Annotated in this window: 20 protein-coding genes; 14 read left to right on the top strand and 6 right to left on the bottom strand. The window is 64.0% G+C overall.

Annotation, left to right across the window (positions count from 1 at the left end):
• The first annotated feature begins 9 nt into the window (after positions 1-9).
• Positions 10-537 (top strand): dihydrofolate reductase family protein, encoded by a 528-nt coding sequence (locus CSQ92_RS26405; RefSeq protein ID WP_099395825.1) that lies wholly within the window; start codon positions 10-12, stop codon positions 535-537.
• Here CSQ92_RS26405 and CSQ92_RS26400 read toward each other — a convergent pair.
• Positions 534-1,391 carry a metallophosphoesterase family protein gene (locus CSQ92_RS26400; protein WP_257219368.1) on the bottom strand — a complete coding sequence of 286 codons (858 nt, stop codon included), beginning with the start codon at positions 1,389-1,391 and terminating at the stop codon, positions 534-536. The two genes, CSQ92_RS26405 and CSQ92_RS26400, sit on opposite strands and share 4 nt — an antisense overlap.
• 85 nt (positions 1,392-1,476) lie before the next feature.
• Here CSQ92_RS26400 and bla point away from each other — a divergent pair, with 85 nt between their 5' ends.
• Together bla and CSQ92_RS29140 are read left to right on the top strand one after the other, a co-directional pair.
• A complete protein-coding gene (gene bla, locus CSQ92_RS26395; protein WP_099395823.1) occupies positions 1,477-2,421 on the top strand; it encodes a subclass B3 metallo-beta-lactamase in 945 nt (314 codons plus the stop codon).
• A 301-nt stretch (positions 2,422-2,722) separates the two neighbouring features.
• Positions 2,723-2,896, top strand: coding sequence for a hypothetical protein (locus CSQ92_RS29140; protein ID WP_257219367.1), 174 nt, complete (start codon positions 2,723-2,725; stop codon positions 2,894-2,896).
• On the opposite strand, the gene CSQ92_RS26390 is transcribed toward CSQ92_RS29140, so the two are convergent.
• Both CSQ92_RS26390 and CSQ92_RS26385 read right to left on the bottom strand, forming a co-directional pair.
• The gene (locus CSQ92_RS26390; protein ID WP_099395822.1) at positions 2,893-3,696 is read right to left on the bottom strand and encodes a metallophosphoesterase family protein; all 804 of its coding nucleotides are present in this window, start codon (positions 3,694-3,696) and stop codon (positions 2,893-2,895) included. The two genes, CSQ92_RS29140 and CSQ92_RS26390, sit on opposite strands and share 4 nt — an antisense overlap.
• A 46-nt stretch (positions 3,697-3,742) precedes the next feature.
• On the bottom strand, positions 3,743-4,648 hold the full coding sequence (locus CSQ92_RS26385) for a LysR family transcriptional regulator (RefSeq protein WP_099395821.1): 906 nt from the start codon (positions 4,646-4,648) through the stop codon (positions 3,743-3,745).
• A 119-nt stretch (positions 4,649-4,767) separates the two neighbouring features.
• Here CSQ92_RS26385 and CSQ92_RS26380 point away from each other — a divergent pair, with 119 nt between their 5' ends.
• Positions 4,768-5,634 carry a pirin family protein gene (locus tag CSQ92_RS26380; protein ID WP_070257707.1) on the top strand — a complete coding sequence of 289 codons (867 nt, stop codon included), beginning with the start codon at positions 4,768-4,770 and terminating at the stop codon, positions 5,632-5,634.
• A 65-nt stretch (positions 5,635-5,699) separates the two neighbouring features.
• The gene (locus CSQ92_RS26375; protein WP_208672447.1) at positions 5,700-6,401 is read left to right on the top strand and encodes an isochorismatase family protein; all 702 of its coding nucleotides are present in this window, start codon (positions 5,700-5,702) and stop codon (positions 6,399-6,401) included.
• A gap of 6 nt (positions 6,402-6,407) precedes the next feature.
• On the opposite strand, the gene CSQ92_RS26370 is transcribed toward CSQ92_RS26375, so the two are convergent.
• Positions 6,408-7,163: a substrate-binding periplasmic protein gene (locus tag CSQ92_RS26370; RefSeq protein ID WP_257219366.1), complete on the bottom strand. Its 756-nt coding sequence runs from the start codon at positions 7,161-7,163 to the stop codon at positions 6,408-6,410.
• Between the two features lie 229 nt (positions 7,164-7,392).
• On the opposite strand from CSQ92_RS26370, the gene pnuC reads away from it, so the two are divergent.
• Positions 7,393-7,983 carry a nicotinamide riboside transporter PnuC gene (gene pnuC, locus CSQ92_RS26365; protein ID WP_099395819.1) on the top strand — a complete coding sequence of 197 codons (591 nt, stop codon included), beginning with the start codon at positions 7,393-7,395 and terminating at the stop codon, positions 7,981-7,983.
• A gap of 331 nt (positions 7,984-8,314) precedes the next feature.
• Positions 8,315-10,873: a TonB-dependent receptor gene (locus CSQ92_RS26360; protein WP_180277116.1), complete on the top strand. Its 2,559-nt coding sequence runs from the start codon at positions 8,315-8,317 to the stop codon at positions 10,871-10,873.
• On the opposite strand, the gene CSQ92_RS26355 is transcribed toward CSQ92_RS26360, so the two are convergent.
• Complete coding sequence (locus tag CSQ92_RS26355) at positions 10,870-11,673, bottom strand: response regulator transcription factor (protein ID WP_092608998.1); 804 nt, start codon at positions 11,671-11,673, stop codon at positions 10,870-10,872. The two genes, CSQ92_RS26360 and CSQ92_RS26355, sit on opposite strands and share 4 nt — an antisense overlap.
• A gap of 349 nt (positions 11,674-12,022) precedes the next feature.
• Between CSQ92_RS26355 and CSQ92_RS26350 the strand changes: the two genes are divergently transcribed.
• Genes CSQ92_RS26350 through CSQ92_RS26335 form a run of 4 tightly spaced genes read left to right on the top strand, consistent with a single transcriptional unit; the run spans position 12,023 to position 16,710 of the window.
• Entirely contained in the window at positions 12,023-12,553 is a 531-nt protein-coding gene (locus CSQ92_RS26350) for a Csu type fimbrial protein (RefSeq protein ID WP_034778485.1), read from the top strand.
• Positions 12,554-12,565: 12 nt separating this feature from the next.
• Positions 12,566-13,294: a fimbrial biogenesis chaperone gene (locus tag CSQ92_RS26345; protein WP_225317167.1), complete on the top strand. Its 729-nt coding sequence runs from the start codon at positions 12,566-12,568 to the stop codon at positions 13,292-13,294.
• Positions 13,295-13,351: 57 nt separating this feature from the next.
• Positions 13,352-15,703 carry a fimbria/pilus outer membrane usher protein gene (locus tag CSQ92_RS26340; protein WP_099395876.1) on the top strand — a complete coding sequence of 784 codons (2,352 nt, stop codon included), beginning with the start codon at positions 13,352-13,354 and terminating at the stop codon, positions 15,701-15,703.
• The gene (locus tag CSQ92_RS26335) at positions 15,703-16,710 is read left to right on the top strand and encodes a Csu type fimbrial protein (protein WP_034778489.1); all 1,008 of its coding nucleotides are present in this window, start codon (positions 15,703-15,705) and stop codon (positions 16,708-16,710) included. Before CSQ92_RS26340 ends, CSQ92_RS26335 begins: the two co-directional genes overlap by 1 nt.
• Here CSQ92_RS26335 and CSQ92_RS26330 read toward each other — a convergent pair.
• On the bottom strand, positions 16,707-16,943 hold the full coding sequence (locus CSQ92_RS26330; RefSeq protein ID WP_099395818.1) for a hypothetical protein: 237 nt from the start codon (positions 16,941-16,943) through the stop codon (positions 16,707-16,709). The genes CSQ92_RS26335 and CSQ92_RS26330 overlap by 4 nt on opposite strands.
• A gap of 254 nt (positions 16,944-17,197) precedes the next feature.
• On the opposite strand from CSQ92_RS26330, the gene CSQ92_RS26325 reads away from it, so the two are divergent.
• The 3 genes from CSQ92_RS26325 to CSQ92_RS26315 all read left to right on the top strand — a co-directional run bounded on the left by CSQ92_RS26325 (position 17,198) and on the right by CSQ92_RS26315 (position 19,413).
• Positions 17,198-17,755, top strand: a complete 558-nt coding sequence (locus CSQ92_RS26325; RefSeq protein WP_034753667.1) for a winged helix-turn-helix transcriptional regulator — start codon at positions 17,198-17,200, stop codon at positions 17,753-17,755.
• Between the two features lie 166 nt (positions 17,756-17,921).
• Positions 17,922-18,359 (top strand): CHRD domain-containing protein, encoded by a 438-nt coding sequence (locus CSQ92_RS26320; protein ID WP_099395817.1) that lies wholly within the window; start codon positions 17,922-17,924, stop codon positions 18,357-18,359.
• Between the two features lie 100 nt (positions 18,360-18,459).
• On the top strand, positions 18,460-19,413 hold the full coding sequence (locus CSQ92_RS26315; protein WP_034778494.1) for an AEC family transporter: 954 nt from the start codon (positions 18,460-18,462) through the stop codon (positions 19,411-19,413).
• The last annotated feature ends 186 nt before the right edge of the window (positions 19,414-19,599 follow it).

Here is a 19,599-nt window from a genome sequence, read left to right as displayed (position 1 = left end):
AGCACACCCATGAAAAAAACTTCTGTCAGCGTTTTTCTCGGCATCAGCATCGACGGCTGCATCGCCGGAGAAAATGGAGACTTGTCCTGGCTGGCCGAACTGGCCCCCGACTCGCCCGACGCCACCGGCTACACGGCATTGATGGATCAAGTCGATACCCTGGTGATCGGCCGCACCACGTATGACGCTGTGCTGGGCTTCGAACCGTGGCCATATGCGGGCAAGCGCGTGGTGGTACTCAGCCACCGCGACTTCGCGCCGCGCCATGGCGAGCAGCGCCGCGAAGGCAGCGTGCGGGCAGTGCTGGAGGGGCTGGCAGAGGAGGGCTGCCGCCACGTGTATCTCGATGGCGGCGCCGTCATCCGTGCCGGCTTGCGCGAAGGCGTCATCGACAGCCTGACCTTGTCCGTGCTGCCCGTGGTGCTGGGCAGGGGCGTGCGCCTGTTCGAGGATGGCTTGCCGCGCAGCGACTGGCGCCTGGACGGCACGCGCCAGCTGCCCAGCGGCGTGGTGCAGCTGCGCTATCGGAAAAATTAAACCGCGCTGGAGAGGTCGATGATGAAGCCGGGATCGTAGCGTTCGTTTTCCGGCATGCCATCGGGCCGCTTGTAGCCGCAGGGGTTGCAGACCACGCGGCAGTCCTGGACGCGGTAGTCGAGCGAAGCGTGCATGTGGCCATGCACCCACAGGTCCGCCTGCGCCACCAGCGCGTCCAGCTGCGAGGCGAAGGCGGGCGAGCCCAGGTTCGTCGCGTACTGCTCTTCCACCGACAGCATCGAGGGCGCCATGTGCGTGATGACGACCGTCTTGCCATCGAAGGGTTGCGCCAGTTGCTGCTCCAGCCAGGCGCGGTGCTGCGCGTGCAGCTGCGCCGTGTCGGTCGCGCACAAGAGACGCGGCGTGTCGCCGCCCGTGCTGATGCGCTTGTAGTCGGGCATGTAGCTTTGCGCCGCGTTCAAGGCTTCGTCCTGGCGCTCCGCGCCGAACAGCAGAAAATCCGTCCACAGCGTGACGCCGAGGAAGCGCACGCCGTTCAGTACCACGGCATCGCCGTCGAGCAGGCGGATGCTGGCGCCCTGCGCATTGGCGCTGGCGCAGGCGTCGCGCACGGCATCCTGCATGTGTTCCAGCTGATGCCCATAGCCCTCGTGATTGCCGTGCACGTACAGCACGGGCAGGGAGCCGAAGGTGCGCGCGGCCCAGGCGATGGCATTGCTGCCCGTATCGATGTCGCCGGCCAGGATCACCACGTCGGGTCGGCAGGCGGCAAGATCGATGGCGGGCGTGTCTTCGCCCCAGACTTCCAGGTGCAGGTCGGACAGGATCAGCAAACGCATGGCAGGAGGCGCGGTGAGGCGCACGGCAGTCAATGGGCCTCTATCGTAGCGCATGTCGCTGCGTCCGTCTGCTTGACCGCGCGAGGGTAGCGACGTTACCCTGTGGCATCGAATACCGCACACTCATTACTGGAGCCGCATGCCGCCTTTCTTCTTTCCCAAGACCTTGCTCAGTATCGCGCTGGCCGCCATATCGCTGCCGTTTGCCGCGCATGCCGCCACGCCCGCCGTCGATCCCTTGACGCAGCCGATCGCCTCGCCGTATGCGGCGCAGTGGAACCGTCCGCAGCAACCGGCGCGCATCCATGGCGACACGTATTACGTGGGCGTGGGCGGCTTGAGCGTGGTGCTGATCGACACGCGCGAAGGCTTGATCCTGATCGATGGCGCGTTGCCGCAATCGGTGGCCGCCATCAAGGAACATATCCTCGAACTGGGCTTTCGCCTGGAAGACATCAAGTTCATCCTGAATACGGAAGCGCATTTCGACCATTCGGGCGGCATCGCCGCCCTGGCCCGCGACAGCGGCGCGCAAGTGATCGCCAGCCCGCTCGGCGCGCAGGCGCTGCGCGCGGGATCGGTGCTCGCCATGGACCCGCAAGCGGGCGAAATCGATCCCATGCCGGCCGTGGAGAATGTGCGCGAGATCGCCGATGGCGAAACCCTGCAGCTGGGCGACGTGACCATCACGGCGCGCTACACGCCCGGCCATACGCCGGGCAGCACCAGCTGGACCTGGGTGTCGTGCGAGGATGCGGAGCGCAAGGAATGCGTGAGCGTGGTGTTCGGCGCGAGCCTCACGCCGGTGGCGGCCGACGATTTTCACTACCTGGGCGATGACCGCCATGCGGACCTGACGCCGGCCTTCCGCCGCGTCATGCAGGACTTTGCCCGGCTGCCGTGCGATATCTTGATCTCGGCCCACCCCGACCACTCCGGCGGCGACCAGAAGCTGACGCAATTGCTGGAAGGCGTCACGCCGAATCCCTTCATCGATACTCAGGCGTGTAGCAATTACGCGGCCAAAAATGAAGCCAAGCTCGATGCCCGCATCGCGAAAGAAAAAGCGGCTGCGACAAAATAACAACGTTGGCGTCTTCGCCATGAAAAGCGGTTGACGCACTGCAGCATAAGGTGCAGAATCGTCGTCCGCAGTTCAGATTAACCAGATAAAAGAAAGGAAACCCATGTTCGAGCAGGCTGGCAGCAAGTACGACCACTAGCCCCGTGCATGACGCTCGGGGCCATCGGCACATTGCCGATCCCGAGCCGGTGTCCTTCAAACCCCGGTGAGGAAACTCGCCGGGGTTTTTTGTTTTGCACGACCCCATATAAGGACAGGAAATACCGTGATGCCCATGCATCAAGGATTGAAAGGAAGCACCATGAAGATCAAAGTGAAAGCCACGCCCAAGCCGCGCAATCCGCTGGTGGCAGCCGCCAGGCTGCGCGGCGGCGCCGGCGCGCACCAGTCGGTAGCGTCGCCGCGCGCGACACGCCGGGCCGGCAAGCACCGCCTGCAGCAACTGCTGGCGGGGCGCCTGAAGGCCGAGGACTAGGGCGTGCCCAGTTCGACGATGAAGTTCGGGTTGAACTGGGGATTTTGCGGCGTGCCGCTGCGCGTCTTGTAGCCGCAGGGGTTGGATACGACGCGGCACTGGCCGATGCGGTAGTCGCGCGAGGCGTGGATGTGGCCATGCACCCACAGGTCCGCCTGCGCGGCCAGCTCGTCCAGGCGAGAGGCATAGGCGGGCGAACACCCTTCGTTGCCGTAGGCATCATCGACAGAAAGCAGCGACGGTGCCATGTGGCTGATGACGACGGTAGCGCCATGGAATGGCTGTGCCAGTTCGCGCGCCAGCCAGGCTTTTTGCTGCGCGTGGAACATGGCCGTGTCGGCCGCGCGCAGCTTGCGAAAGCCCATGCTGGCCAGGCGGATGCGCTTGTAGTCGTTCATGACGGCTTCCGCATCGCGCATGGCCGACTGGCGCGTATCGTCGCCCAGCAGGCGGAAATCCGTCCACAGGGTGGCGCCCAGGAAGCGCACGGCGTTGCCAGCCTTGTCGGTGATGACGTGGGTATCAGCGTCGAGAAAATGCACGTTGTCAGTGGCTGCACAGAGCGCGCGCAGCTCCTGGCGCACCTTGTCGAGGTGGTGGCCATAGCCTTCGTGGTTGCCATGCACGTACAGCACGGGCAGGCCCGCGAATGTGCTGGCGGCCCAGGCGACGGCGCGGGCGCCCGTGTCGATGTCGCCGGCCAGGATCACGGCGTCGGGGCAACTGAGCGCGAGGTCGCCCTGCGGCGCTTCGTCGCGCCATAACTCGTGGTGCAGGTCCGACAAAATCAATAAACGCATGCGGTATCCAGGCGATTGGAGGGTATGCCATCGTACCTGAAAACCCTCACTCTTCCTCCAGCGCGGCGAAGCTGTGCGCCAGGTAGTCGATCAGCGTACGCACGGCCGGCAGCAGGCCGCGCCGCGACGGGAAAACGGCGTGGATGATTTCGCGCTGCGGCCGCCACTGCTCCATCAGCGGCAGCAGGCGGCCATCGGCCACCTGTTCGGTGATCATCATGGTCGGCAGCTGCACCACGCCCACGCCGGCCACGGCCGCGTCGCGCAGGGTCAGCATGTCGCCCGTGACGAAGCGCGGCACGTGGCGCAACTGGGCGCGCGCGCCATCGGGGCCGTACAAATCCCACTGGTAGTGCTGTTGCGGCGTGCCCAGGGCCAGGCTGGGCCAGTCGGCCAGGTCGGCCGGCGCCTTCGGCACGGGCGCGCCGGCGAACAGCAGCGGGCTGCCCACCATGCACTGGCTGCGTTCGGCCAGCACGCGCAGCACCAGGTCGCTGTCGGGCAGCGGCGGCGGGCGCACGCGGATGGCCACGTCGATGCCTTCGGCTACCAGGTCGACGCGGCGGTTGCTCGCTTCCAGCAGCAAGGTCACTTGCGGATGTTCGCGCATGAAGCCGGCCAGCATGGGCGCGACCAGGGAGTGCAGCAGGGCGATGGGGCAGGACAGGCGCACCGTGCCCCGTGGCGCGGCCCGCGTCAGTTCGATCGCTTCCTGCGCCGCCTCCGCTTCCACCAGCATGGCCTTGCAATGCTCGTAAAACGTCTGGCCCACGTCGGTGACGGAAAAATGCCGCGTCGTGCGTTGCAGCAGGCGCGCGCCGAGGCGCTCTTCCAGCAGGGCGATGCGCCGGCTCAGTTTTGATTTCGGCATGCCCAGCGCGCGCCCGGCCGGCGCGAAGCCGCCATGGTCGACCACCTGCACAAAGTAATACAAATCATTCAAGTCCTGCATGCCACCTCCTTGATCGTTCTATTTTTGGAACGCTGATGGCGGATTTTACCGTCTACCGGCTTCATCGTTGCAAGCGTATTCTGTCTTCATCGTAATGCAAACCCCAACAGGAGATCGAGATGAACACAGTCACAGGTATCTACAGCGCACCCCGCCAGCACTGGGTCGGCGACGGTTTCCCCGTGCGCTCGATGTTTTCGTATAACGGCCATGGCAAGCAGCTGAGCCCCTTCCTGCTGCTCGACTATGCCGGCCCTGCCGAATTTGCCCCCGGCACCCGTCCGCCCGGCGTCGGTTCGCACCCGCACCGCGGCTTTGAAACGGTGACCATCGTCTACAAGGGCGAAGTGGCGCACCGCGATTCGACGGGCCAGGGCGGCGTGATCGGCCCCGGCGACGTGCAATGGATGACGGCTGGCGCCGGCATCCTGCATGAAGAGTTTCACTCGCCTGCCTTCACGCAGTCGGGCGGCACCCTCGAAATGGTGCAGCTGTGGGTGAACCTGCCGGCCCAAAACAAGATGACGGCGCCCGGCTATCAGGCCATCACCAGCGACACGATTCCCACGGTGGCGCTGCCGGACGATGCCGGTTCGTTGCGCGTGATCGCCGGCGACTTCGACGGCCAGCATGGCCCGGCCCGCACGTTTTCGCCGATGCAGGTGTGGGACATGCGCCTGGCTCAGGGCAAGCTGACGGAGCTGCCCGTGACGAGAGGTTGGAGCACGGCGCTGATCGTCCTGCACGGCACGGTGCTGGTCAATGGCGAGAGCGTGGTGCGCGAAGCGCAGATGGCGCTGTTCGAGCGCGATGGCGACAGCATCACCATCGAAGCGAACAACGACGCCGTGGTTCTGCTGCTGAGCGGCGAGCCGATCGACGAACCCATCGTCGGCCACGGTCCGTTCGTCATGAACAGCGAAGCGGAAATCGTGCAGGCATTCGAGGATTTCAACAGCGGCCGCTTCGCCCGTATCGCGCCGTAATGTGCGTCATTAATTTGTGCAGTACCCATGCCGCATCCCGCGGCATGGTTTTTGAGGAGACCACCATGAGCACCCCCGCCAACTTCCAAGGTTTGCCACCGATGATCGATCCCGACGACGCCGTCATGCTGCTGATCGACCACCAGAGCGGTTTGTTCCAGCTGGTGCGCGACATCGAGCAGCACGTGCTGCGCGGCCACGTCACGGCGCTGGCCAAGCTGTCGCGCCTGGCCAACATGCCGACGTTTACCACCGCCTCCGTGCCGGACGGCCCGAACGGCCCCTTGATCCCGGAAATCCATCATTTCAACCCGGACGCCGTCTACATCCCGCGCACGGGCCAGATCAACGCCTGGGACAATCCGGCCTGGGTCGACGCCATCGAAAAGACGGGCCGCAAGACCCTGCTGATCGCCGGCACGCTCACCAGCGTGTGCATGGCTTTTCCCACCATCAGCGCGCTGGCGGCCGGCTACAAGGTGTTTGCCATCATCGACGCCTCGGGCAACTGGTCGAAGATGGCCACCGATATCACCATGGCGCGCGTGACGCAGGCCGGCGCCGTGCCGATCGACACGTATGCCGTGCTGGCTGAAGTGATGAGCACCTGGAACCGCGCCGACGCGATGGAATTCGCCGCCATCATGACCGACCATATCGTGCCGCCGTACCGCGCCCTGATCGAAAGCTACGACAAGGCGCAGGGCGTGCAAAAGAATGGCCGCGAAACGAAACTGGAAATCCTCGAGGCGGCATCGAAGGGCTGACCTCCGCTACGGTGCTTCGTAACTGTTGCGTATCGCCGCCAGCACGCCGCGCTGTTCCAGGTGCGTGATGGCGGCGTTCAGGCGCGCCAGGTCGGCGGCGCTGGTCGTGCGCGCATTGAGCATCAGGTGCACGGGGGCGCGCAGGGCCAGGAAGGGCAGGGCGTTCAAGGCGACGCCCTGCAGGCGCGCTTCGTGGCGCACGGCCAGCACATCGCCCAGCAGCAGGTCGGCGCGGCCCGCATCGAGCATGCGCACGCCTTGCTGGAAGCTGCCGAACGCATTCAGGCGGCCGGCCTTTTCCAGCACCGGCCGGGCCGCCGCGTACTGCGCGCCATACCAGCCCACTTTGGGCGCCAGCAAGGTCGAGTTGCCGCGCGCGAGCTGCGCGAAGCTGGCGATCTGGCGCTGGCTGGCGGGCGCGCCGGATTTGCTGAAGAGTCCGACGGCTTCGTCGCGATACGGGATGGAAAAGCGCGCATAGGACTGGCGTTCCGGCGTCTCCGATGCGGCCAGCATCAGGTCCAGTCCCCCTTTCTGGAACAGCAGCTGGCGCCGCGCCGTGGGCAGTTCCGGCAAGGTGACCAGGGTGCAGCGGGCTTGCTTGAAAATGGCTTTCAGCAAATCCAGGTCCAGGCCCGTATAGCGGTCCTGGGCATCGCGGTAGACATACGGCGGCCACTGCTCCAGCGCCATCGTCATGCGGCAAGCCACGGCGGGCAGGGCAGATACGCCGAGCACTGCCGCAAACAGGAGATGGCGCATGCGCATATGGGAGCTTCCCTGGAGTTTCAACTTGATAGTCAATTTGCCAGAATGGCCAGGGAAGTCAAGGGCTGCGGCCGCTGAAGGCCGGCCTGGTTCGCATTTCCTCGATGTTTGCGCGTTTTTTGCCGCTTTCCCCCATGGGTGCCGCCTCCGGCGCGGCGAACACCGTGCAGTGTAATCGGCTATAGTGGCGCGGTGCCACCACTGCCCCGCAAAGGAAGACCGCTTGATTGCCCCGCTCGAGATCGCCGCCAATGTGCTGATGACTGCCTCCATCATCCTGGCTGGACGCAATAATATTCATTCCTGGTGGATCGGCATGGTCGGCTGCGTGCTGTTTGCCGTGCTGTTTTTCCAGGTCAACCTGTACGCCGACGTGATGCTGCAGCTGTTTTTCATCGTCACCTGCGTCATCGGCTGGCTGCAATGGCGGCGCGGCGCCAACGGCAAGCCCTTGCCGATCACGCGCACGGGCTGGCGCAGCCTGGCCTGGGTGGTACCGGCCGGCATCGCCTCCGTGGCGATCTACGGCATGCTGCTGCACCGCTTTACGAATGCCTACGCGCCCTTCATCGATTCGGCAGTGTTGGTATTTAGCATCATCGCGCAATTCCTGCTGATGAGCCGGCGCATCGAAACCTGGGCTTTCTGGCTGCTGGTCAATACTGTGGCCGTGCCGCTCTACTACAGCCGCGGCCTGCACCTGACGGCCGTGCTGTATGCGGCCTACTGGATCAATGCCCTGATTTCCTGGTACTGGTGGGGCGTGCAGGCACGCCGCGCAGCGCAGGCGCCTGCGGTGATTGCCGACGCTTGATATTGCCATATACCAAGTCCTTAGATTCAAATCATATATACAATCAATTTTTAATTCGTTCACGCGCTAAAGACACCGGGATATAGTGGCCTTTCCCCGCTTACCGGTGTTTTTTATGTTGCATTTTGCCATTTCTGCCTGTTTTTCCGCCACCCCGCACCAGCTGACCATGCAATGCATGGCGCAGTGGATGCCGGTGCGTGCCCGTCCACGCATCCCCTAAGTCAATCCATCCATTTCGTTGTCGTTTGCCCGCTGGCCCACCCGGTCCGCGTGCCCCTGCTCGGCCTTTTTTATCGGAAAAAGGCTGCAATCCCAATAAGAGGAAACCATGTTCAAACCACTCGCCATCAGTCTTGCCATCGCCGCCGCCTTTCCTGCCTTCGCCCATGCCGAGGACGACATGCTGCGTGTTAACGTCACCGGATCGAATATCCGCGTCAGCGAAAAGGAGGGCGGCAGCGCCGTGCAGGTCATCACGGCCAAGGAATTGAAAGCCGGCGGCAAGACCAGCGTGTCGGACGTGCTGCGCGCCATCTCCGCCAATAGCGGCAACAGCTACAACGAACAATATACGGGCAGTTTCTCGGCAGGCACCTCGGGCTTGTCGCTGCGCGGCATCGGCCAGCAAAATACCCTGATCCTGGTGAATGGCCGCCGCGTGGCCAGCTATGCCACGGCGCAGGATTTGCAGCAGACCTTCGTTGACCTGAACAGCCTGCCGATGGCGGCCGTGCAGCGCATCGAGGTGCTCAAGGATGGCGCCTCGTCCGTGTATGGCTCCGACGCCGTGGCCGGCGTGGTCAACATCATCCTGTACAAGGAATTCACGGGCACGGATATCACGGCGCAATGGGGCGGCTCGACGCAAGGCACGGGCCAGCACGAAAAGAGCGCCGCGCTGCAAACGGGTTTCGGCAAGCTCGAGGAAGATGGCTATAGCGTGGTCTTCTCGGTCGATGCCCAGCAGCGCGACAAGCTGCAGCAAAGCGACGTGGCATGGCTGCGCGATGCCGACTACCGCCAGCAGCAGCGCGGCAGCCTGGGCTGGACCGCCACGAATTACGCCGGCAACGATCCCACGAAGACCCTCGGCGGCGTGCGCGGCCCGCTGCAGCTGGTACCGTACAAGGACATCAATCCCACTGGCAGCGGCCAGGTGCTGGCCTACAATCCGGCACCGTATAAAACGCTGATCCCGGGCATCCAGCGCATCCACTCGTCGCTGCGCGGCACCCTCAAGCTGAACGCGGACACGGAAGCCTATGTCGACTTGCTGCACAGTTATTCGCGCGCCGACCAGACCTTCAGCGCGCCGCTGACGGTGAACAACGCCACGCGCGTGTGGAACAACAGCACCAAGCTGCTCGATACCATTCCCGTGGTGCTGCCCGTGGGCCATCCGAACAATCCGGGCACGACGCCCTTGCCATTTACTGCCACCCTGTTCGACCTCGGACCGCGCCTGAAGCAGGACCGCGTCACCTTCTACCGCGCGCTGGCTGGCGCCAAGGGCACCTGGGCGGGCTGGGACTGGGATACGGCCGTGGCCCATTCCAGCAGCAAGCTGGAGGAAACGGTGCAGAACTTCGTCAACCGCTACGAATTCCAGAAAGTGCTGGCCGACGGCAGCTACAATTTCTTTGACCAGTCGCAAAACAGCGAAGCGGTGCGCAACCGCCTGCGCCTGTCGACCCTGCGCCCGGCCGAATCGACGCTCGACACGCTCGACTTCTCGGCGGCCAAGGATATCTGGGACCTGCCGGCTGGCCCGCTGGGATTTGCCGCCGGCGCCCAGTGGCGCCGCGAAAAGATGGATTCGCAAACCTCGACGGCCGTGCTGTCGGGCACGGAGCTGCGCCCGGCCATCAACATCATCAACGGCTCGCGCAATGTGTCGGCCCTGTTTGCCGAATTCAACGTCCCGGTGGTGAAGGACCTGTCCGTCAACCTGGCGGGACGCGCCGATCATTACAGCGATTTCGGCAATGCGTTTTCGCCCAAGGCCAGCGCGCGCTACCAGGCGGCGCCGTGGCTGCTGGTGCGCGGCACCGTGTCGCGCGGTTTCCGCGCGCCATCGCTGCCGGAAATCACGCAAAGCACGGCCGTCAGCTATACCGGCGTGATCGATGCCCGCGATCCCCTGACGCCGACGCAGTCGCGCGGCGTGACGGTCATGACCATCGCCAATCCGAACCTGCGCCCCGAGCGGTCGAAAAACCTGAACCTGGGCGTGGTGGTGTCGCCCACCAGCAGTTCGAGCATCGGCCTCGATTACTACCGTATCAAGCAGGATGGCGTGATCGGCACGGCCAGCGCCACCACCATCCTCGAGAATGAAAGCACGGCGCCGCAACAGATCACGCGCGGCGCCGATGGGCGCATCACGACCCTGTACCGCCAGTTCCGCAACCAGGGCCAGCGCGAAGTGTCGGGCATCGACCTGGACCTGCGCCAGCGCTTCGTCGACAAGGACTGGGGCAAGCTGACCCTGGCCGGCCAGCTGAGCCGCGTGCTGCGCTTTGCCGAACCGCTGTCCGATGGCGCACCGCTGACCGATGGCGCCGGCACCAACTACTTCGGCTCCATCCCGAAATGGCGCGGCGTCACGTCGGCCACCTGGGAGCAGGGCAAGTGGTCGTCCACGCTCACATGGAACTACGTGGGCAGCTATGCGCAGCAGCAGCACCTCGATGAATCGGTGGCTGCCTTCAGCACGTTCGACGTGACCAGCAGCTGGCAAGTCACGCCGGCGGCAAACGTCACCTTCATCGTGCAAAACCTGGCCAACAAGCGCGCGCCCTGGGACTATGCTTCCACCGGCTTTGACTTTACCCAGGCCGATCCGCGTGGACGCGTTGCGGCGCTCAAGCTGAACTACAAGTTCTAACCGCTCGCCGCCTGCCGCTGCCCCGTCTGCTCCTGCAGGCGCTGGCGGTAGGCGCTGGGGGGAACGCCCATGCGTTCGCGAAAGGCGGTGGCGAAGTTGCCCGCGTTGTGAAAGCCGATCAGCAGGGCGATATCCTGCACGTCGATGTCCGTCTGCTGCAGCAATTCCACGCCGCGGGCAATGCGCGCTTCGCGGATGAAGGCGAAGACCGTCATGCCCGTTTGCTCGCGGAACATCAGCGTCAGCTTTTCGCGGTAGGTGCCCACGCTGCGGGCGATTTCGGACAGGTTCGGCAGGCTGCCCAGGTTGTCGAGGATCAGCTGTTTGACCGCATTGACGAACACCAGGTCGGGATGCTGCAGCTTGTCGCTGATCGGCGCCGTTGCTGGCAAGGTACTGTTGCTTTTACGCATCAAACCCAGGTGGATATGGATGCGCGCGGCCAGTTCTTCCGGCGTGAACGGCTTCGAAATGTAGTCGACGCCTCCCACCTGCAAGCCCATGATGCGCTCCTTGGCGGCATCGGCGCCGCTGAGAAAGATCACGGGAATCTCTTCCGTTTCGGGATTGGCCTTGAGCAGACGGCATGCCGTGTAGCCATCCATCTCGGGCATGCGCACATCGAGCAGGATCAGGTCGGGATGCGTGGCCAATGCCAGCTGGTAGCCCTGGTAGCCGTTGAAGGCAATGCTGAAACGGTAGGGCTGCTCGCTGAGCAGCTCCATCAGCATGCGCTGCTCGAACGCGGAATCATCCACGATCAAGATGTTTTTTTTGATGGTTTCGCTGGTCAATGGCATGGCATGGATGACTTAACCAAAAAGCAAGTTGTGGCTTATTATGCCTCGCTTTTTCTTTTTTTTCTGCTTTTCTCGTATTTCAAAAGATGTTTCTCCGCGAGAAGAAGCGCGGATTTCCCAGATCGCCAATAATTCACTCATGCATTGATTTTAAGCAATGTCGATTGCCAAAAAATCTGTTTTGCCAATGCTGCAAATAATGCCGGAGTCCCTTGATTCCTGACTCCCGGCGCAAGTATTTTGTCGTCCTGGTTTGCGTGCCCAAGAAAACGCCGGCAATACCGTGACTATCCTCGACGCCCTCCATATTGGCGGGCTCATTAATGATGTTTCATCATCAGGAGGTATCATGTTGCGAGTTATTTTTCCCCGCCTTATCGTTGCTGCCAGCGTGGCCATTGCCGCCACGGCGCTTCTGCCTCGTGGCGCCGACGCAGCCGTGTATCTGAATGGCAGCGCCAGCACCACCTTTGACGTCACCCTGAAAATCATCGCCAATTGCACCATCGCGGCGGCCAATCTCGACTTTGGCCAAAGTCAGGGCGTACTGGCTACTGCCGTGAACGTCAATACGACAGTGAACGTCACCTGCACCAATACCACGCTGTATAACGTGGGCTTAACGGCCGGCTCGGGTACCGGCTCGACCGGCACGACGCGCTATATGAGCGGCACGGGCGGCAACCTGGGGACGGTGCAATTCAATCTGTACCAGACGGCCGGCAGCACCTTGTGGGGCGATACCCAGGGCACGAATACCGTCGGCGGCACCGGCAACGGCTCATCGCAGCCGATCACGGTGTACGGCAATATTCCGCCGCAAGCGACACCGGCCCCCGATACCTACAAGTCGACGATCACGGCTACCGTTTACTTTTAAGCCAGGCGCTGCGTGAAGGCCTGTGCTGCTTCCCTGATGAAAGGCGTGCTGGCGCTGCTGGCTTGCTGCGCGGCGGGCGCGCACGGCGCCAGCCTGCAGATTTCGCCGGTGACGCTCAATTTGCGCGCCGCACAGAGTGCGGCCGGCATCAGCCTGCAAAACCTCGGCGACCAGCCCATCTACGGGCAGGTGCGCGTGTTCGTCTGGGATCAGCGCGATGGCGAGGAAACGCTGGCGCCGACGCAGGAACTGGTGGCCAGTCCGCCGATCGTCGAAATCGCCGCCAACAGCCGGCAGACGATCCGCCTGGTGCGTGCCCAGGCTGGCCCTGTCGCGCAGGAAAAGACGTATCGCGTGCTCATCGATGAAGTCAGCCGCGAAGATGAGGCGGGCCGCAGCGGCGTCGACATCCGCCTGCGCTACTCGGTGCCCGTGTTCGTGCTGCCGGCCGGTGCGCCGGGCAAGGAAGTGCTCGACTGGCAAGTGTTCCGCGAACAGGGCGAGTGGATGTTGCGTGTCAAGAACAGCGGCAATTTCCATGCGCAGATCGGTGCGATGACGTTGACGAACCAGGCGGGCAAGGAGTTTGTCATCAGCAAGGGGCTGTTTGGTTATGTCCTGGCGGCACGCATGCGCGTATGGCGCCTGCCCGTTGCCAGGGAGGCTGAACTGGATGGGCCGTTGAGTATTGCGGTAAATGTGAATGCCAAGGCACTCATTGCCAAGAATTCGACACCTTGAACATGGCTGCCATGACGGGCCGGCTTGCTGCGCGCCTTGGGCGAAAGCGGCGAAACCATGAAATGCGTCCTGGCATCCTTGCTGCTGCTGGCCATGGTACCGCTGGCCAGGGCCGATGCGGCGGCCGTGACGGGCGCCGATCCGGGTCCCGCCAGCTTGCCCAGCGATCCGGCGGCGCCGAATGAACTGTATCTGGAGGTCACTGTGAATGCTGAATCAACCGGGCTGATCTTGCGCTTTATCCAGGTGGGCAAAGGCTTGCGCAGCAGTGTGGCGAACCTGCAGCAGCTGGGGCTGGACCCGGCGCGCCTGGGCGCATCCGGTCAGGCCGAGGTCGCGCTCGATGCGATTCCCGGACTTCGCTATGACTATGATGCGGCGCGCCAGAGCGTGTCGCTGCAGGTGGCGGACGACTTGCGCTCGCCTTACCGCATCAGCGCGCGCACGGCGGCGCAGACGCCGCCATCGCGCGTCACGCCCGGCGCCGTGCTCAATTACGAAGCGTATGCGGAGCTGGGCCAGACGCGGCGCGCCGCCATCTTCAACGATTTGCGTTATTTCAATGACAGCGGCGTCTTCAGCAATACCGGCACCTTGAACCTGGGGTCGGACCAGCGCAAATACATGCGCTTTGACACCTTCTGGAGCCACGCGGACCCCGAGACCTTGCAAACGTGGCAGGTGGGCGACCTGATTTCCTCGTCGCTCAGCTGGAGCCGCGCCGTGCGCGTCGGCGGCGTGCAGTGGCGCAAGAATTTCCAGCTGCGCCCTGACCTGCTGACCTTTCCTGTCGCCTCCGTCGATGGCACGGCGCTCGTGCCTTCGTCGCTGAGCCTGTATGTCAACGGCGTGCAGCAATATGCTGCCAGTGTACCCAGCGGTCCATTTGTGCTGAACCAGGTGGCCGGCATCAATGGCGCCGGGCAAGCCACCATCATCACGCGCGATGCGCTGGGGCGCAGCGTGACGACCGTGCTGCCCCTGTATGTCGATACGCGCATGCTGGCCGGCGGCTTGAGCGATTACTCGGTCGAGGCGGGCGCCGTGCGGCGCGACTATGGCCGCCGCCTGTTCGGCTATGAACGGCAACTGGTCGCCAGCGCTTCCGGTCGCCACGGCGTCAGCGACAATTTGACGATTGAAGGCCATGCGGAATTGGCCGCCGGCCTGTATCAGGCGGGGGCGGGCGCACTGGTGCGGCTGGGCCAGGCGGGCGTGCTCAACGGTTCGCTGTCGGCCAGCGCCGGCCGCAGCCGTGGCGTGCAGCTGGGCGCCGGCTACCAGTACATGGGGCCGCGCTTCAGCGTGGATGCGCAAAGCGTGCGCGCCAGCGCCGGGTTTGGCGACCTGGCCTCGCGCGACGGCAGCCCCGTGGTGCGCGCGGCGGACCGGCTCACCGTCAGCCTGCCATTGCCGGCAGGAAGCAGCATCAGCAGCAGCTACATCAGCTACCGCACGCCTGGCGCGCCGCCATCGAAGCTGGCCACCTTGGGCTATTCGGCCACTCTGTTTCACGGCCTGTTCTTCAACGCCAGCCTGTTCCAGGACTTGCGGCAACGCGAGAAACGGGGCTTCTACTTTGGCCTGAGCATGGCCTTCGACAACAATCTGGCCATCAGCGTGAACAGCAGCCGGCAGAACGGCGAGAGCGGCCGCAGCATCAGCGCACAGCGCGCGGCGGACTTTGGCGGCGGCTTCGGCTGGAACTTGCAGGCCGGTACGGCGGGCAGCAATGCCTATCGCCAGGCGCAGGTGGAATACCTGGGCAATGACGGCCGCGTGAGCGCGCGCACGCAAAGCAGCAGCATGGGCAATGCCTCCTCGCTGGGCGCGGCTGGCGCGCTGGTGCTGATGGATGGCCATATCGAGACGGCGCGCCAGGTGGGCAACGGTTTTGCGCTGGTTTCCACGGGTGGCGTGGGCAATATTCCGGTGCTGCATGAAAACCGCCAGATCGGCGTGACGGGCAGGAGCGGCTATCTGCTGGTGCCGAATTTGAATCCCTATGGGAATAACCAGATCAGCATCGCCACGGATGAACTCGATGTTGACGCGCGGGTACCCGTGAGCAATATCAATGTCGTGCCGCAGCACCTGGCGGGCGTGCTGGCGGCCTTTCCCATCGAGCGCTACAGCGCGGCGACCGTCATCGTCCAGGATGCGCAGGGCAGGCCGCTGGCCACGGGCTTGCCCGTGTTGCACGTGCAAAGCGGCAAGCAGACGGTGGTGGGATTTGACGGCATCGTTTTCGTCGATGATCTGCTTGAGCAGAATCAGCTGCAAGTTGGCGAGGGCGACAGCGCATGCACGGTGCGTTTTGCCTATGCGCGTCCGGCGGCGGGCGGCTTGCCCGTGATCGGGCCGCTGCACTGCGTTAGCGCTGCTGCCGGCGCCGGGGCAGGCCGCTGATGCGCCGCCTGCTGTTATCGCTGACTCTGCTGCTGGGCTGCGCCTGGGGCAGCGTGGCGCAGGCGGCAGACACCTGCACGGTCAGCATGACGAATATCGATTTCGGCTCCGTCAGCCCGATTTCCGGCACCGATTACGTGGCGCAGGCAACGGGCACCTTCAGCTGCCTGTTTTCGTCGCTGAACCTGGGGCAGTTGCTCACGCCCAATGCGCAAGTGTGCATCTCACTGGGGCTGGGCACGAATTCCACGTCGGCCCTGCCGCGCAAGCTGGGCAACGGTAGCAATCGCATGGAGTACAACGTGTACGTGGACAATTCGTATGCGACGGCGAAGATCTGGGGCGGCGCCGGCGTGGCGGGCGCGCCGTCGACCTTCGGCATGATACTGTCGGCCGGCTTGCTGGCGCCGCCCGGCACGTATTCCACCACCTTTACCGTGTACGCAAAGATCCCCGCCGGCACCGCCCTGGCCGCTGTGCCCACGGTCGCCAATGCCAATACCGCCTATACGTCGAGCTTTGCCGGCGTGGGCACCTATACCTACACCACGTATGGCCTTATCAACCTGCAGGGGTGCACGGCCAGCAGCGGCAGCTTCGGTTTCACGGTGAATGCCACGGCCATCAACGATTGCACCATCACGGCCACGCCGATGGCGTTTGCGAACGCTTCCATCCTGACGGGCAACCTGCGCAGCACCAGCACCTTGTCCGTGCGTTGCGTGAACAACAATGCCTACCAGATTGCCCTCAACGGCGGCAGCGTGGCGCTCAATGTGGCCAACCGGCAAATGAAGAACACCGTCACCACGGACAAGGTCAGTTACCTGCTGTCAGCCACCCTCGACGGTGCGCCATGGGGCGATGGCACGGCTGGCACCAGCATGGTGACAGGCACGGGCACGGGCGCCAGCGTGCCGCTGACGATTTACGGCCGCGTGCCGGCGCAGGTGTCGCCGCGCCCCGGCGACTACAAGGACACGGTGACGGCAACGATTTATTTTTAGAACGTGACGGTGACGAGGCCGGCGCCCGATGGCGTTGCCTGCTGGAGCAGCAGATAGGGCGTGTTGTGCTGGCAGCGTACTTGGGCGCCGCCGCGCTGCGACACGATGGTGCACGCATCGTGGACGACGAAGGTGGCCTGGAACGATGCGGAAGAGACGGTACCGGCGGTGGTGGTCTGGCAAACGGCAAGGGCAAACAGGGCTGGCAGTACGGCAAGCTTCAAAGGAGTCATCTTGGATGCATCTGGCGAAAAACGGGCGTGGTCAGCGACGCCGCATGGCAAGGCTGACACCATTTTTCGTACCGGGTTGAGGGGGACAGAACGAGCCATGATTGTACTGGAACAAGAAAAGTGTGAGTTTGTGCGTATTTTCAGGCCGCCATCATGGGGTGAGAGTAGCTTTCAAGATGATAGTAACTAAGTTTCCGTATTGCAACTGAAATACTTTTTCGATTGTTGTGTTGAATCAACGTGAGGAGATGGCCATGAAACATACCAACTTTAATAATTTGCCTTGCCCGATTGCTCGCAGCCTGGGCAAGGTGGGTGAATGGTGGAGCATCCTCATCCTGCGCGAAGCGTTTTATGGCAAGACGCGCTTCGACGAATTTGAAAAAAGCCTCAAGATCGCGCCCACCATCCTGACGCGCCGCCTGGCCGACCTGGTGGAAGGGGGCTTGATGACGCGCCGCCTGTATTGCGCCAAGCCGCCCCGCTACGACTATGTGCTGACCAAGTCCGGGCGCGCCTTCAAGCCCGTCTTGCTGGCGTTTATTGCTTGGGGTAATGAAAACTTCGCGCCGGAAGGCGCCAGCCTCGTCATCGCCAGCCGCGACACGGGCCTGGCAGCCGATCCGGTACTGGTCGACGCCACGACGGGCTTGCCCATCAATGACGAGTACTACGCATTCGCGCCCGGACCTGCCGCCAGCGACAGCATGCGCAGCATCATCCTCGACGCGGAAAAAAGCAGCGGCATCGCACCCAAGCCGAAGGCGCCGGCCGCCAACCGCGGCTGGGTGGCGGAAGGCCACCTGGCCTGAGGACGCGCTGGCAGGCGAGCAGCAAGTTTGGCGTACAGCAAAGCGGACACGGCGGCATGGCGTTACTGTCGCACTATGCAACTCAAGTGCGGCGCAAGCCCGGCCCGGCTGTGTGGGCGGGGCAGGGCGCCAGCCGTGAGCCGATGTCCGTGAAAGGAGTACTGCGATGAGCACACTGCAACAACACGCTTGCCGCGCCGCCAGCGTGCTGGCGCTGGCCGTCCTGCTGGGCGCCTGTTCCCATGGCCCGCATCAGCCGGGCGGCCATGACGTCACCTTGACGGGGGCGCAGGAAGTGCCTGCCAATACCAGCACGGCCAGCGGCAGCAGCAATCTCCGCGTCGCCCGCGACCGCAGCGTCAGCGGCGGCGTGCGCTACACGGGCATGCTGGCGACCGTCGCGCATATCCATGAAGCGCCCGCCGGCGCCAATGGCCCCGTCATCGTGCCGCTGGTGAAAACCGCCGAAGGCATGTTTGCCGTGCCGGCCGGCGCCATGCTTACGCCGCCCCAGTATGCGAGCTATCAGGCCGGCAACCTGTACGTGAACGTGCACAGCGCCGCCTATCCGGCAGGCGAGATCCGCGCCCAGCTCAAGCCCTAGCCGGCCAGCGGCGTTATCCCCGAAACCTCCTTGGGCCGCGCGAGCGGCCTTTTTTTGCGCCAGGCGGCCGGTTGCACGGTGCGCGCTACAATGGCGCTCCATGCTGACCATCCTCGCCATCACCTTTCCCTTCTTCGCCCTGGTGCTGTGCGGCTACCTGGCCGTGCGGCGCAAGCTGCTGCCGCTGGCCGCCATCGGCGGCTTGAACAGTTTTGTCCTGTACTTCGCGCTGCCCTGCATGCTGTACCGCTTCGGCGCCGCCACGCCCATCGCGCAGCTGCTCGACGCCAGCGTGTTCGGCGTCTACCTGCTGTGCGCGCTGATCATGGTGGGCGTCACCATGGCCATGACCCTGAGCCACCGCATCGACTGGAACAACGCCGCCTTCGGTGCGCTGGTGGCGGCCTTCCCGAATACGGGCTTCATGGGCGTGCCCCTGCTATTGACCTTGCTCGGCCCCCGTTCGTCTGGTCCCGTCATCGTCACCATCGTCGTCGACATGTTGATTACCAGCTCGCTGTGCATCGCCCTGTCGCGCATCGGCAGCGGCGGCGCGCACGGCAGCCGCGCCGCCGTCGTCAATGCCATGAAAGGCATGGCCGGCAATCCGATGCCGTGGGCGATCGTGCTCGGTGCCTTGTCGTCGTGGCTGGAACTGGCCTTGCCCAAGCCGTTGATGCAGACGGTGGGCCTGCTGGCCGACGCCGCCTCGCCTGTCGCCTTGTTTACCATCGGCGCCGTGCTGGCCCGTTCGCAAATGAGCACGAGCGACCCCGCGCCGCTGGGGGAATATGTGCCCGTGGCGCTGAAAAAACTGCTGCTGCATCCGCTGCTGGTGTGGGGCATCGGTCACGCGGCCATCGCGCTGGGCGCGCCGCTCGATCCGTTCGCGCTGACCTGCATGGTGCTGGTGGCTTGCCTGCCCAGCGCCAGCAACGTCTCGCTGCTGTCGGAGCGCTTCGGCGCGAACACGGCGCGCATCGCCCGCATCATTCTGGTCTCGACGGCGCTGTCGTTTCTGACGTTTTCAGCGGCCGTCAGCTGGCTGGCGTGAGGGAGGACTCGTTGGTCCGGGCCACGCCGCGCGCCTTGCGCATCATCGTGAGCACTGCGCGGCGCGCATCGCCCGCATCATTCTGGTCTCGACGGCGCTGTCGTTTCTGACGTTTTCAGCGGCCGTCAGCTGGCTGGCGTGAGGGAGGACTCGTTGGTCCGGGCCACGCCGCGCGCCTTGCGCATC

It is taken from the genome of Janthinobacterium sp. BJB446 (assembly GCF_002735655.1).
Lineage (GTDB): Bacteria > Pseudomonadota > Gammaproteobacteria > Burkholderiales > Burkholderiaceae_D > Janthinobacterium > Janthinobacterium lividum.
Note: the sequence above shows the minus strand (reverse complement) of the source record. Positions and strands in the feature narration are given on the sequence as shown.

Excerpts from the sequence above, each read along its gene's own strand:
- CSQ92_RS26380 (WP_070257707.1), top strand. The coding sequence starts at position 4,768 with ATGAACACAGTCACAGGTATCTACAGCGCACCCCGCCAGCACTGGGTC.
- CSQ92_RS26350 (WP_034778485.1), top strand. The coding sequence starts at position 12,023 with ATGTTGCGAGTTATTTTTCCCCGCCTTATCGTTGCTGCCAGCGTGGCC.
- CSQ92_RS26335 (WP_034778489.1), top strand. The coding sequence starts at position 15,703 with ATGCGCCGCCTGCTGTTATCGCTGACTCTGCTGCTGGGCTGCGCCTGG.
- CSQ92_RS26330 (WP_099395818.1), bottom strand. The coding sequence starts at position 16,943 with ATGACTCCTTTGAAGCTTGCCGTACTGCCAGCCCTGTTTGCCCTTGCC.
- CSQ92_RS26340 (WP_099395876.1), top strand. The coding sequence starts at position 13,352 with ATGAAATGCGTCCTGGCATCCTTGCTGCTGCTGGCCATGGTACCGCTG.
- CSQ92_RS26370 (WP_257219366.1), bottom strand. The coding sequence starts at position 7,163 with ATGCGCCATCTCCTGTTTGCGGCAGTGCTCGGCGTATCTGCCCTGCCC.
- CSQ92_RS26315 (WP_034778494.1), top strand. The coding sequence starts at position 18,460 with ATGCTGACCATCCTCGCCATCACCTTTCCCTTCTTCGCCCTGGTGCTG.
- CSQ92_RS26385 (WP_099395821.1), bottom strand. The coding sequence starts at position 4,648 with ATGCAGGACTTGAATGATTTGTATTACTTTGTGCAGGTGGTCGACCAT.
- CSQ92_RS26325 (WP_034753667.1), top strand. The coding sequence starts at position 17,198 with ATGAAACATACCAACTTTAATAATTTGCCTTGCCCGATTGCTCGCAGC.
- CSQ92_RS29140 (WP_257219367.1), top strand. The coding sequence starts at position 2,723 with ATGAAGATCAAAGTGAAAGCCACGCCCAAGCCGCGCAATCCGCTGGTG.
- CSQ92_RS26405 (WP_099395825.1), top strand. The coding sequence starts at position 10 with ATGAAAAAAACTTCTGTCAGCGTTTTTCTCGGCATCAGCATCGACGGC.
- CSQ92_RS26400 (WP_257219368.1), bottom strand. The coding sequence starts at position 1,391 with ATGCGCTACGATAGAGGCCCATTGACTGCCGTGCGCCTCACCGCGCCT.
- CSQ92_RS26375 (WP_208672447.1), top strand. The coding sequence starts at position 5,700 with ATGAGCACCCCCGCCAACTTCCAAGGTTTGCCACCGATGATCGATCCC.
- CSQ92_RS26320 (WP_099395817.1), top strand. The coding sequence starts at position 17,922 with ATGAGCACACTGCAACAACACGCTTGCCGCGCCGCCAGCGTGCTGGCG.
- CSQ92_RS26390 (WP_099395822.1), bottom strand. The coding sequence starts at position 3,696 with ATGCGTTTATTGATTTTGTCGGACCTGCACCACGAGTTATGGCGCGAC.
- CSQ92_RS26355 (WP_092608998.1), bottom strand. The coding sequence starts at position 11,673 with ATGCCATTGACCAGCGAAACCATCAAAAAAAACATCTTGATCGTGGAT.
- CSQ92_RS26360 (WP_180277116.1), top strand. The coding sequence starts at position 8,315 with ATGTTCAAACCACTCGCCATCAGTCTTGCCATCGCCGCCGCCTTTCCT.
- bla (WP_099395823.1), top strand. The coding sequence starts at position 1,477 with ATGCCGCCTTTCTTCTTTCCCAAGACCTTGCTCAGTATCGCGCTGGCC.